This is a genomic window from Bartonella sp. DGB2 (assembly GCF_046843095.1).
GTDB lineage: Bacteria > Pseudomonadota > Alphaproteobacteria > Rhizobiales > Rhizobiaceae > Bartonella.
This window is the reverse complement of the sequence record NZ_CP177325.1, coordinates 1031934-1044581: the sequence shown is the minus strand read 5'-3', so window position 1 is coordinate 1044581 and position 12648 is coordinate 1031934. Positions and strand designations below refer to the sequence as shown.

The following is a 12648-nucleotide window of genomic DNA, read 5'->3' as shown; positions in this document are numbered from 1 at the left end:
CATCCTTCTCCCTCCTCGCCTTTTATACAATCCTATAAAACTTGCCCCAGTAAACTATTGGAACGCGCTTCAATAATTCTGCAACGGACAAGATCGCCCACCTCAGCTTTAGCGGTAAGAGCAACAGGCAACAACCAAGGCGAGCGGCCAATCCATTGTCCTTCATAACGCCCCGCCTTCTCAATCAAAACATCCATCGTTGATCCCACTTTGCTATGAAGAAAATCACGCTGTTGCTGTGATAAAAGAGCTTGTAATTCTTGTAGCCGAGCGTCTTTAATCGCTTCATCCACATGGTTTTTCATAGCTGCACCTGGCGTACCAGGGCGAGGAGAATATTTAAAGGAATAAGCTGAACTATAGCCAACCTCCAAAACAAGGTCGATTGTAGCGCGGAAAGCTTCGTCTGTCTCGCCAGGGAACCCTACGATAAAGTCACCTGAAAAAGCAATATCTGGGCGGGCAGCACGAATTTTATCAATAAGTTGCAAATAATCGTCACGGCTATGATGACGATTCATCGCCTTTAAAATCTGATCCGATCCTGATTGCACTGGTAGATGCAGATAGGGCATCAGCATTGCAAGATCCCGATGGGCAGCAATCAAACTCTCATCCATATCGCAAGGATGACTTGTCGTATAACGCAAACGAACAAGGCCTGGAATTTCCGCCAAATGGTAAAGTAAATCCCCAAGCCGCCATGACCGACCGTCCGCCCCCTCGCCATGCCAAGCGTTTACATTTTGGCCTAAGAGGGTGATCTCCTTAACCCCAGCTGCCACCAAATGCCGCGCTTCTTCTGCAATTTGGACAACAGGACGAGAAACCTCAGACCCGCGCGTATAGGGGACAACACAGAAAGTACAAAACTTATCGCACCCTTCTTGCACTGTTAAAAAGGCGCTAATACCACGTTTACGAACCATGTGCTTATTAGGCGCAGGAAGGTGAGCAAATTTATCTTCCACCGCATAATCGGTTTCCACCAATTTGTGCCCACCGCGCACCTGCTTAAGTAAATCAGGCAAACGATGGTAAGCTTGAGGTCCCACAACAAGATCCACCACTGGAGCGCGACGCAAAATCTCTTCCCCCTCAGCTTGCGCTACGCAACCAGTCACGCCAATAATCAAGGGTTTTTGTGGCGCTCGCGCCTCACGCATCACACGCAAACGCCCTAAATCAGAATAAAGCTTCTCAGCCGCTTTGGCTCGTATGTGACATGTGTTGACAAGGATAAGATCCGCCTCTTCTGGCGTATCCGTCACTTGGTAGCCGTCTACATTAAGGCTATCGCCCATACGCTGGCTATCATAAACATTCATTTGGCACCCATAGGTTTTAATAAAAACCTTTCCTTTATGTGCGGGATAAGCGCCTTCTAGCGGGGACACTGAAGCCCCTTCTGTTACATCTACTTCATTCATAAGCTTGTTCTAACTGTTTTAACCATAAGTTTCAATCGCTTTACATGAGGCAAAGGCGCATAGACAAAGCATCTCTACACCCACTTTCAGCCTGATAATAAGCAGGCCGCCGCCCTACCTCCTGAAAACCAAACCGCCGATAAAGGGTAAGGGCAGCTTGATTGTCGGCCGCCACTTCAAGAAACAGCACGCGGATACGCTCATAATAAAGCTTACGTAACGCTGTATCCATCAATAAGGAACCAAGACCCCTTTTTTGAAATTTGGGGTGGATGGCAAAACTCAAAATTTCAGCTTCATCCAACACGTGTCGGCAAAGGATAAAACCCAAAATCGAGCCCTCATGAATAGCTGCACGGCCTACATAAACAAATATATAAGGATCACGCAAAAGCTGCTCAAAAACAGCACCATCCCAAGCAGGATTAAATACCAGTTGATGAATATCAGCAAGATGCACCCCGTCTTCATCGCTAGCGGGGGCAACCAAAAACCTTAGATCTTTGCGTCTGAATGACACTATCGCCCCCTTACAGGAAGCCATGTGCAAGAGCAAACCCCGTTTGCACTTTAGCATCAGCACCACGTAAATAAAGTGGCTGCGCTGGTGTGGTTACTAATCGCCCCGTTGCTAAAGTACCATAAGTTTCAAGTGAAGCGGTTATACTTTCAGAGGTCGCTGCCCTATAAGATGCATGTGTAGCCGCTATAGTAGCAATCTCGGTAGCAAGAGATCCAACCAAAAGGCTTTGTGTCGGCAAAATCGCCAATAAGTTTTCACGGCTCGATAATGAGGGCGCCGATATAGCCCGCCCCTCTTGATCAAAGCTCTGGTAATAAACACGCTCACCTCCCGCAGGAATCAAAGCTGTAATTGATGGCGTATCCAAAGATACAGCAGGCTCTAAAGAAGCGCGCGCTTCAAACGCCAAGGCCTCAAGCGAAGACACGCCAATAGTAGGGCAGTCCAGCACAAGAGCAAGGGCACGCGCGGTTGCTACCCCCACCCGGATGCCCGTAAAAGACCCCGGACCAATATTAACAACTATCTGCTTCACATTTGCAAGCTCTACCGCTGCTTCGTCTAATACGGCGGCTAATTGATCTAATAAAATTTCTGCGTGCCCTTTGTTAAGAGGAAGAACTTTACCAGCCAAAAGGGGCTTAAACGCTCCATTGCCTTCACGATCAGGCAAAGGCATTAAACCAACTGCACATTGCTGTACCGCCGTATCAAGAATAAGCATCACCATCTATAAAACCCAAACTAGCCCTATTAGAAATCGCTTGGTATTTTATAGTCTTCTTCAGACTTTTGCAAATTTTGCAAAAATTGCGTGCACCAATGGGTGATAGTATGATCCCTGAGCTGCTGCATCATAGCTTGCCAGCGCTCTTGCCGCTCGGGCAGAGCCATTGATAACGCTTGGGCAAGAGCGTGGCTCACGCCGTCGCCATCATAGGGATTAACCAAAAGGGCGTTGGTCAATTCGCGTGCCGCCCCCGCAAAGCGCGACAGAATTAAGACCCCTGGATTTTCTGGATCTTGTGCCGCAATATATTCCTTCGCTACTAAGTTCATGCCATCACGCAAAGGAGTAACAAGCCCTACACGGGCTACGCGGTAAAGACCACCCAACACTTCTTGTGAAAAAGATCGGTTAACATAACGAATAGGGGTCCAATCAATATTGCCATAATCACCATTAATACGCCCCGCAATACTAGCAACTTTTTGTTGCATCTGTGCATATTCAGGCACATCACTACGCGATTTGGGAGTAATTTGTAAAAAGCTTACCCTTTCGCAGCTTGTTTTATATCTACCCAAAAAACGTTCATAAGCATCAAGACGATGCAAAATGCCTTTAGAATAGTCCAATCGATCCACACCAACAATTAAATCGCGCTCAAGCAGGCTATTCTTTAAGCGCATGAGCGAAGGGTAATGCACCGCCTTACGGGCCATTTTAGCAAAATTATCCGTATCAATCGAAATGGGAAAAGCGGCGGCCCGAAACAGATGATTATAGGCAAAAAATTGCCCACCTTCCTGCTGTTTACCCACCCCCTCCCGAATAAGACAATGGGTAAAATTTTCAACATCATAATCAGTTTGAAAGCCTACAAGATCATAAGCAGCAAGGCCTCGTAAAATGATTTCATGAACTGGAAGGGTGAAGAAAATATCGGCCGGTGGCCACGGGATGTGTAGGAAAAAGCCGATCGGATTATCAATGCCCCTTTGGCGCAATTCAGAAGCAAGCGGGATAAGATGATAATCATGAACCCAAATTTTATCGCCAGGCTTTATTAAGGGGGCGAGCTTTTCAGCAAATAAACGATTAACACGAAAATAACCACGCATATCTTGGCGAGCATAATCCACAAGATCAATCCGATAATGGCAAAGCGGCCATAACATGCGATTAGCAAAGCCTGCATAATATTCGTCAATGTCCCGCTGGGAAAGGTCAAATAAAGCATACTGAATTGCGCCATCTTGGTGGGAGCGTAAAGGCACCTTATGCCCATGCTCACTCACCATCCCCGACCATCCCATCCAGATTCCTTGATGTTGTTGCAAAGCGGCTGAAAGTGCAACCGCCAGCCCCCCAGCAGGCGGATTGCCTTGGGCATCAGGCAAGGGCACACGATTAGAAACCATGATTAAACGACTCATATAAGCCCATCCATCAACCACTTGCGCAAGGCGGCAGGCGTATCTAGGCAATAAAGCGCCGCGCTACAAGTAGGCAGACGACCAATATGAAAAGCCAAGCCTCCCAATTGCTGGATACGGGCGAACATAGCCTCATCCCCTACATCATCACCAAAACAAATGGGAACCCGCTCCGCAAAACGCGGTCCATTCATAAAATGATCCACAGCCCGCCCTTTATCAAGCGCCGCTAATTTTAACTCAAGCAGCATCTTTCCCTTTTGAATTGTATAGAACGGGCCAGCGATATCCGCTGCCTCAACCATAATCTCCATTACCCGCGGCGCAAGCGAAGGCAGGCAACGGAAATGCACCGCCACACCATGTCCCTTATCCTCTAGGAACAGAGCAGGAAAAGGTTTTATAACCTTTTGTAAAAATGTTTTTGCCCGCTTAAAAGAAGCGGGGATCTCATAACGCTGCACGAAGCCATCAGAGCTACGAATTTCTGCTCCATAAAGGCCGGCAATTGTGAAAGGATAACCAAAAATTTGATCAGCACTCGCGACGCTGCGCCCCGTTACCAAGGCCAAAGCTCCTCCAAGTTTTAATGACAATTTCTTCAAGCTATCAACAAGCCCGGCAGGCGAGGATACTCCTGCCGGGTGATCAGCTATATCTAGCAAAGTACCATCAATATCAAAAAAGAAAGCAATCTTATCCATAGTCAGACGCGCACACGCCTGCTCTAGCGCGCTAAAGCCCGAGTTTTGTATAAAATTGATCATATAGAAAAAGATAGGCACAGTTCAACAAAGTCAAGCTCTAACGCCAAGCGAGAGCCCATTCACAAAATAGATAGGCTTAGTGGAACCTATATTGCAATAAATTAATGTGACCTATTTTTTTCAAAAAAGCCGAAAATGAACCTTATGGAAAATTTACGAGCAACCTGCAATAATCGCGCCTCTAATATCTACAATAAGGTTAAACACACTTGCCACAAAGCACAGAGCAAATCATAAAACCGTAAAGAGCGCGCTATGATTTAGCCCAGCTCTTTCCAGCATTTATAAACCGCGCGGGCGTCCTATTGATTGGCTTGCTCGCTTTGGTTTAATTCTTCTAAACTTGGCATGGAAATGATATTATAACCTGAATCAACATAATGAATCTCACCAGTAACGCCTGAAGAAAAATCTGAAAGAAGATAAAGCGCCGATTTGCCAATTTCTTGAATATCCACTGTGCGACGCAAGGGAGCATTACGGCGCTGATAGGCAAAAATTGCCCGTGCGTCCCCTATCCCGTTACCAGCTAAAGTCCTAACAGGACCCGCGGAGATAGCGTTTACGCGAATATTTTGCGGCCCTAAATCTGCGGCTAATGTCCGCACCATCGCTTCTAATGCCGCCTTAGCCACACCCATAACATTATAATTCGGCACGACTTGACGCGAAGCACCATAAGTTAAAGTCAAAATGGTTCCGCCTTCCCGCATAAGAGGCGCGGCGCGCTGCGCAATTTCAGTAAAAGAAAAGGCAGAAACTATCATAGTACGACTAAAATTCTCGCGGCTTGTCACATCAACATAACGACCCTTCAATTCCGCCTTATCAGAAAAAGCGATAGCATGAACAACAAAGTCCAAAGTTCCCCATTCTTCTTTCAAGCGTGTAAAAACAGCATCTACACTCCTCACATCTTCCACATCGCAGGGCAACAAAAGTCGGGATCCCAATTTTTTTGCCAAAGGCTCAACACGTTTACCAAAAGCATCGCCCTGGTAAGTAAAAGCCAATTCTGCGCCGGCCGCAGCTAATTGACACGCAATCCCCCAGGCAAGCGAATGGTCATTAGCAACCCCCATAACCAAGCCACGCTTTCCCTTCATTAAACCTTCCATAGCCTTCTCCATGTGGCTTAGGGCATAATACAATATTTTTACCCAATATATGCCCAATAATCACGAAACAGAACACAAGCTACCCGCCTGCCACCTGCCCCTTCTAATGTTATGACGAATATCGCTGAAAAACCAACGTCGCATTCGTACCGCCAAACCCAAATGTATTAGATAAAACGGTGTTCAAATTTTGATGATCACGTCTCGCCCTCACAATCGGCATATCGACAAAGGCAGGATCAAGTTCGCTAATATGAGCGCTTTCGCAAATAAAATTATCCTGCATCATTAGCAAACTATAAATAGCTTCCTGCACCCCCGCCGCCCCTAGCGAGTGACCAGTCAAAGATTTTGTTGCCGCAATAGGAGGACAAGCATCACCCACTCCAAATACCTGCCGAATCGCAGCAATTTCGAGTGGGTCACCCACAGGAGTTGCAGTTGCATGGGGATTTATATAATCAATAGGTGCCTTTACATTAGCTAAAGCCATACGCATGCAACGCTCCGCCCCCTCGCCCGAAGGAGCTACCATATCGTGGCCATCTGACGTGGCACCATAACCAATAATTTCAGCGTAAATTTTAGCTCCACGCGCTTGTGCAACCTCCAAAGCTTCTAACACCAAAACCCCAGCCCCGCCAGCAATTACGAAACCATCACGGTTAACATCATAAGCCCTTGAAGCGCTTGCAGGCGTATTGTTATATTTACTCGACATCGCACCCATAGCATCAAAGAGCACCGACAATGTCCAGTCCAAATCCTCGCAACCGCCAGCAAAGATACGATCTTGTTTTCCATATTGGATCAACTCATAAGCGTTACCAATGCAGTGGCTAGAAGTAGCGCAAGCCGAAGAAATTGAATAATTCACACCCTTGATTTTAAAAAAAGTTGAAAGAGTAGCCGAAGCGGTTGAGCACATTGCCTTAGGCACAGCAAAGGGTCCTACCCGCTTAGGACCTTTTTCACGGCTAACATCGGCGGCCTCCACAATAGCTCGTGTAGAAGGCCCCCCTGAACCCATAATAATCCCCGTCCTTTCGTGAGAAATTTCATGAGGTTCAAGACCAGCATCAACGATAGCCTGATCCATCGCAATATGGTTCCAAGCTGTACCTCGACCATGAAAGCGCATCGCCCGCCGGTCCACCAAGGCTTCAATGTCCACCTGCGGCATAGCATAAACTTGGCTTCGAAAACCTTGTTCGGCGTAATCTGCTGCATAAGAGATCCCAGATTTAGCCTCTTTTAGGCTGGTTAAAACGCTTTGGCAATCGTTTCCAATAGCCGAGACAATCCCCATGCCCGTGACAACAACGCGACGCATTTACCTCTCCTTATTTCCAGATCATAACCTAAACAAAACGTTTTCCGCACGAGTCATTTCGGCACTATACCAGCTATTACAGGGCAATATTAATCATGCTTAAATAAGGCAACACGCAAATCATTTGCACGATAAATGGTTTCACCATCTGCTTTCACCCAGCCATCTGCAAGGCCCAACACTAAGCGGCCGCGCAGTACACGCTTAAAATCAATGCCGTATTCAACGCATTTTGTTTGGGGTGTAACCATACCTGTAAACTTCACCTCGCCCGTAGAGATAGCACGGCCTTTACCGGGCTCCCCCAGCCAACCGAGGAAAAAACCCGTCAATTGCCATAAAGCATCCAAACCAAGGCAACCAGGCATAACTGGATCCCCAATAAAATGACAATCAAAAAACCATAGATTGGGGGTGACATCAAACTCAGCGCGCACCATTCCCTTATCATAAGCGCCGCCCGTTTCACTAATCTTGCAAATCCGATGAAACATCAACATAGGGGGAGATGGCAGCTGGGCATTCCCCTCACCAAACATCTCGCCCCGCGCGCAGCTTAGCAGTTCTTCATACCCATAGCTAGATTTTTGCTCGGCCATTTTTACTCCACTCTTCCTCATCGCTACGCGTCTACCGCTATTACCTGCTTATATTTAGAACAAATTCCCAAAACTGAAAACCAATTTTTCAAATTTTCTTGCTAGATAGCTTACTTATTATAGGATTTGCACAAAACTTCATCAAATTTGCGCTCCCTATCCCAAATCTAGTCGATTTCTTCAACCCTCTATCAGATAAAAAAGCAAAAAACACTATCTTTTAACAATTTCTCCTGGGTAGACCCCCCATAATTGCGTCTCAATTATAAACCCCCTAATCGTATCCACAACCACATCGCACATAGTTCCATCACAACTACGTACCGTCACTAAAACACCAGGCTCAAGTTGGGCTATAATAGGGCTCATAAGATCAGACTTTTTCCGCAAAGGGATCAAGCTATCTTTATCCTTCTGCCACGGCGCTACCAAAGCCGTACGCCGGTTAGATAAAAGCGATTGTAAAATCCAACCTTCCGCTCCATCAGAATCGCGAATTTTACGCCATTGGTCGTATTCATGGGTAATCTCTACTGGTAGCCCCTGCTTTTGATAGAAAAAAAGAACCTCATAATTGCGCCCTGGTCCGACGCGTACATTAGCGCGACTGGCTTTGATCGAAACAAAACGCGGCAATGCTAAACCACTTTCCCCTATCGCCTGTGCAAAAGCAGGCTTTATATCTGCCATTAGCAAGCCTAGCGCAACCATAAAAACGCCCGCCACGAACCAATGCATAATTCTCGCATACAAACTGCAAAAATATTTCACAAATTATCTCCCGTCTTTTTTGTTTTGCCTGCGCTCTTCTTCTACTATCACAAAGACATGTGATGTAAGCCTTTGTAAAACTTCGGCATACATGGAGTCTAAGAGTCCGCTCACCGCAAATCTTATGTACAACGAATAAATAAGATCTCAATAAGTTATTTTAAACCCAATAATTTGAGAATGATATGCACAAAAAACGTCCTAAAGTTTTTATCACCTGCAAACTCCCCGCTTTAATTGAACAGCGGATGAACGAATTATTCGACATGCACCCTATCTATCATCCCACCCCCCTAAAACGCGACAAACTCATAAATGCCTTACAAAACGCCGATGTTTTAGTTCCTACCTTAACCGACTGTCTTGATCGAAACCTTTTAGCCCATGCAGGACCGAACTTAAAATTAATTGCGAATTTTGGCAATGGAGTCGACCATATCGACCTTGCCTACACTAGCCAACGCGGTATTCTTGTAACCAACACGCCTAATGTTCTCACCGAAGATACGGCAGATATGGCATGCGCGCTTATCCTCGCTTTGCCACGTCGTCTTATGGCAGGAACTCAGCTTTTAACATCTTCCTCTCAATGGGGAGGCTGGTCGCCCACTAGCATGCTTGGCACCAGGCTTCGCGGCAAAACCCTTGGTATTTTAGGCCTAGGGCGCATCGGCATCGCGGTTGCACGACGCGTCAAAAGCTTTGGGCTTAACATCCACTATCATAACCGCCAGCCAATCAGCCCGCAAATCGCCAAGGAGTTAAACGCTACTTATTGGGAACGACTTGACGATATGTTGCCGTATATTGATATCCTTTCCATTCATTGCCCCGCCACCAATGAAACCCACGGCCTTTTGGATAAAGGTCGCATCGCCCGCCTTCCTAAAAACGCTTATGTGGTTAATACAGCACGTAGTGGCATTATCAATGAAAGCGCCCTCGCCGCCAGCATAGAAACAGGACACTTAGCGGGGGCGGCTCTTGATGTTTTTGAATATCAACCCTGCATTAACCCCGCCCTACTTGCCCTCGCTAAAAAAGGTAAAGTTTTGCTTTTACCGCATATGGGCTCTGCCACGCTTGAAAGCCGCATTGAGATGGGCGAACGGGTAATCATCAACATACGTGCTTTTTTCGACCATCATCGCCCGCCTGACCGTATCCTTCCGTAAAGATTTGGGAAAATAGTTAAACATATACCACTCGCTATAGAATATGCTAAATTATTTTATTATATAAAACCTCAGGAACCAAGAAAATATAGAAAAGGCGCTTGGATGTACAAGCTCCAAGTTGTGATATCTTTAAATATTTTAGTCAGCGCCAGCCTAATCATTCACCCGTCATTTTAGGGTATGCGTCAAGCTTTGCAAGCTTTCAGCTCATGACTTACCAGAAATCTAGATTAAATAAAAATAGTCATTTCCTCGTTGAGAATTTTGTTTTAAGATCATCACCATTACTATAATGGGAAACAGGCATGACAATACATGAAATCGACCAAGCCGTCACGGCCTCAAAACCGCCTATTGTTTCCCTCAACCGCATTTGCAAATCTTATGATGGGGCTCAAGTTTTACAAGACGTAAACTTTACCGCTCACCAAGGAGAAGTCATCTCAATCATAGGCCCATCGGGCGCTGGAAAAAGCACCCTTTTGCGCATCATTAATCTCCTTGAAATCCCCGATTCTGGTGCATTTACCCTGCAGGGAGAGCAAATTTTATTCAAAAAGAAAACAACCAGCAGTCGATGCCTGCTCAACCCCATACAAGGCGAAAAACTACGCCGCCATATAGGAATGGTCTTTCAAAATTTTAATCTGTGGCCGCATATGACCGTCCTTTCCAACATCACAGAAGGCTCCATCCGCGTGCTAAAAGAGCCTAAAAAACAAGCACGCGAGCGCGCTTATGCCCTTCTTGATAAAGTGGGGCTTACCGACAAAGCTCACACCTACCCTTTGCGCTTATCAGGTGGTCAACAACAAAGAGTTGCCATTGCTCGAACTTTAGCCATGCAACCAAAACTAATTTTGCTTGATGAACCCACATCTGCGCTGGACCCCGAACTAGTCGCTGGTGTTTTACAAGTTATAAAAACCTTAGCAGAAAGCGGCCATACCATGATATTAGCTACCCATGAGCTAAACTTTGCACGTGATGTATCAACACGGGTAGTATTTTTTGATAAAGGTAAACTCACCGAGGAGGGGGAAAGCCAAGCTATTTTCGACCAACCGAGATCGCCTCGCCTGCGCCAATTCTTAGCCCATCATTAAAACACCATTCATAGCGCTCCCTACATAAAATTCATCGGAGGACTTTATGAAAAAAATACGTAACCTTATCTATTTCTTCAGTTTTCTCACACTTATGACCCCTAGCTTTAGTATGGCTCAAACCGATGCAAAACCAGAGCGGCTCATAAAGATCGGTACGGAAGGCACTTACCGCCCCTGGACCATGGCCGATGCCGATGGAAAAGTTACGGGGTTTGATGCCGACCTCGCTGCAGCTCTTTGCTCTAAATTGCACGCAAAATGCCAATTTGTAGTACAAAATTTTGATAGCCTTATACCTTCATTAATCACAGGCCGGTTCCAACTCATTATGACCAGTATATCTGCCACTCAAGAACGAGAAAAACAAATTGCCTTTTCCCACGCTTATGCCGCAATCCCCAATGTTTTTGCCACACGTAAAGGTTCATCCTTAACTCAATTTAAAACGCTTGACGCTTTGAAAAAGGGCCTTGTCGGCAAGCGCGTAGGCGTCTTATCAGGAGCAACTCAAGCCCAATATTTAATTGCTGAAATACCAGAAACCAAAATAATGCCTTATGACACAATGGATCAAATGTTGCTTGATTTATCGGCTCGGCGCCTTGATGTCGGCTTTGCCGATGAAACCGTATGGGATGAATTTTTTTCAAAACCCCAAGGGCGTAACCTTGTTACCTTAGAGCCTAGAGTCAATCCCGAGGATGCTCCCACCATTTTAGGTTATGGTATCGCCATTGGGATTGCAAAAGAGAATATTGCCCTAAAAGACGAAGTAAACCAAGCCCTTTGTGACCTTTTAGACAACGGAGCTGTTAAAAAAATCAGCGAAAAATGGCTGCATAAAGATATATCCGTTTCCTGTATACGTAAATAACAAAGAACCGTTCGCGCAACAATAATGCGTAGAGGAATCTACACGCATATAAGTTGTTTAGTCACATAAAGGATTGGTGGTGCTTGCATATTTAACAACACTTTATCTAGGTCATTGGTTTCGCTCCTTAGCACAAGGTGCACTCGTCACTGTCCTGATCGGTTTAGCGGGCATGGGTTTAGGGCTGTGCGGCGGCGCTCTTTTGGGTACCATCAAATGGCTACGAATACCTATCCTTAGTATGACAATAGAGATTCTTACCCTCGTATTATGCTCTATTCCAGAAATTTTGATTATCTATCTTCTCTATTTTGGATCACAACCCTTTGTAGATTTTACGGCAAAAATCATGGGACTCCAAAGCTTAGGCGATGCCATCTTTCCCTTCATCGTGGCACTAACTGCTATTGCCACCATCGCCTCAGCCTACATAAGCGAGGCTGTACGGGCGTCCTTAAATATCATCCCCCTCAGCCATATTGAAGCCGCCAAAGCGCTAGGCTTAAAGCCATGGCAAGTTTTTTGGCACATATTGCGACCACAAATCGTCCGCCTTTCATTGCCTTCTCTGAATAATATCTGGCAAAATGTTATCAAAGATACTGCGCTTTTATCTGCCATTGGTATGGGTGAGCTATTACGAATCTCTACTATTGGAGCAAACACCTTAGGCCTTCCCTTCATATTTTATGGTGTAGCAGCCATATTTTATCTCATTATTACATTTTTCAGCCAAGCAACCTTTAAAGCTATCGCCCACATGTTGCAAATAGAGGCGAATTAAAA

13 protein-coding genes are annotated in these 12648 nt (G+C 45.7%); 4 read left to right on the top strand and 9 right to left on the bottom strand.

The window, feature by feature from the left end:
- Positions 1-32: 32 nt before the first annotated feature.
- The 9 genes from miaB to ACK28X_RS05760 form a co-directional block, all read right to left on the bottom strand.
- Positions 33-1430, bottom strand: coding sequence for a tRNA (N6-isopentenyl adenosine(37)-C2)-methylthiotransferase MiaB (gene miaB / locus ACK28X_RS05800; protein WP_412057472.1), 1398 nt, complete (start codon positions 1428-1430; stop codon positions 33-35).
- A 40-nt stretch (positions 1431-1470) separates the two neighbouring features.
- Positions 1471-1950 (bottom strand): ribosomal protein S18-alanine N-acetyltransferase, encoded by a 480-nt coding sequence (rimI, locus tag ACK28X_RS05795; RefSeq protein ID WP_412057471.1) that lies wholly within the window; start codon positions 1948-1950, stop codon positions 1471-1473.
- 10 nt (positions 1951-1960) lie between these two features.
- Positions 1961-2683, bottom strand: coding sequence for a tRNA (adenosine(37)-N6)-threonylcarbamoyltransferase complex dimerization subunit type 1 TsaB (gene tsaB / locus ACK28X_RS05790; RefSeq protein ID WP_412057470.1), 723 nt, complete (start codon positions 2681-2683; stop codon positions 1961-1963).
- A 23-nt stretch (positions 2684-2706) separates the two neighbouring features.
- Complete coding sequence (gene otsA / locus ACK28X_RS05785; RefSeq protein ID WP_412057469.1) at positions 2707-4113, bottom strand: alpha,alpha-trehalose-phosphate synthase (UDP-forming); 1407 nt, start codon at positions 4111-4113, stop codon at positions 2707-2709.
- Positions 4110-4880: a trehalose-phosphatase gene (otsB, locus tag ACK28X_RS05780; RefSeq protein WP_412057468.1), complete on the bottom strand. Its 771-nt coding sequence runs from the start codon at positions 4878-4880 to the stop codon at positions 4110-4112. Before otsB ends, otsA begins: the two co-directional genes overlap by 4 nt.
- A gap of 302 nt (positions 4881-5182) precedes the next feature.
- On the bottom strand, positions 5183-5998 hold the full coding sequence (gene fabI / locus ACK28X_RS05775; RefSeq protein WP_412057467.1) for an enoyl-ACP reductase FabI: 816 nt from the start codon (positions 5996-5998) through the stop codon (positions 5183-5185).
- A 109-nt stretch (positions 5999-6107) separates the two neighbouring features.
- Positions 6108-7331 (bottom strand): beta-ketoacyl-ACP synthase I, encoded by a 1224-nt coding sequence (gene fabB, locus ACK28X_RS05770; protein ID WP_412057466.1) that lies wholly within the window; start codon positions 7329-7331, stop codon positions 6108-6110.
- An 89-nt stretch (positions 7332-7420) separates the two neighbouring features.
- Positions 7421-7930 carry a 3-hydroxyacyl-[acyl-carrier-protein] dehydratase FabA gene (fabA, locus tag ACK28X_RS05765; protein ID WP_412058294.1) on the bottom strand — a complete coding sequence of 170 codons (510 nt, stop codon included), beginning with the start codon at positions 7928-7930 and terminating at the stop codon, positions 7421-7423.
- A gap of 213 nt (positions 7931-8143) precedes the next feature.
- Positions 8144-8620, bottom strand: coding sequence for an SH3 domain-containing protein (locus tag ACK28X_RS05760; protein ID WP_412057465.1), 477 nt, complete (start codon positions 8618-8620; stop codon positions 8144-8146).
- A 266-nt stretch (positions 8621-8886) separates the two neighbouring features.
- Between ACK28X_RS05760 and ACK28X_RS05755 the strand changes: the two genes are divergently transcribed.
- The 4 genes from ACK28X_RS05755 (at position 8887) to ACK28X_RS05740 (ending at position 12646) form a co-directional block, all read left to right on the top strand.
- Positions 8887-9876, top strand: coding sequence for a 2-hydroxyacid dehydrogenase (locus ACK28X_RS05755; RefSeq protein WP_412057464.1), 990 nt, complete (start codon positions 8887-8889; stop codon positions 9874-9876).
- A gap of 308 nt (positions 9877-10184) precedes the next feature.
- Complete coding sequence (locus ACK28X_RS05750) at positions 10185-10985, top strand: amino acid ABC transporter ATP-binding protein (RefSeq protein ID WP_412057463.1); 801 nt, start codon at positions 10185-10187, stop codon at positions 10983-10985.
- Positions 10986-11031: 46 nt separating this feature from the next.
- Entirely contained in the window at positions 11032-11862 is an 831-nt protein-coding gene (locus ACK28X_RS05745) for a transporter substrate-binding domain-containing protein (RefSeq protein ID WP_412057462.1), read from the top strand.
- A 79-nt stretch (positions 11863-11941) separates the two neighbouring features.
- Complete coding sequence (locus tag ACK28X_RS05740; protein WP_412057461.1) at positions 11942-12646, top strand: ABC transporter permease subunit; 705 nt, start codon at positions 11942-11944, stop codon at positions 12644-12646.
- The last annotated feature ends 2 nt before the right edge of the window (positions 12647-12648 follow it).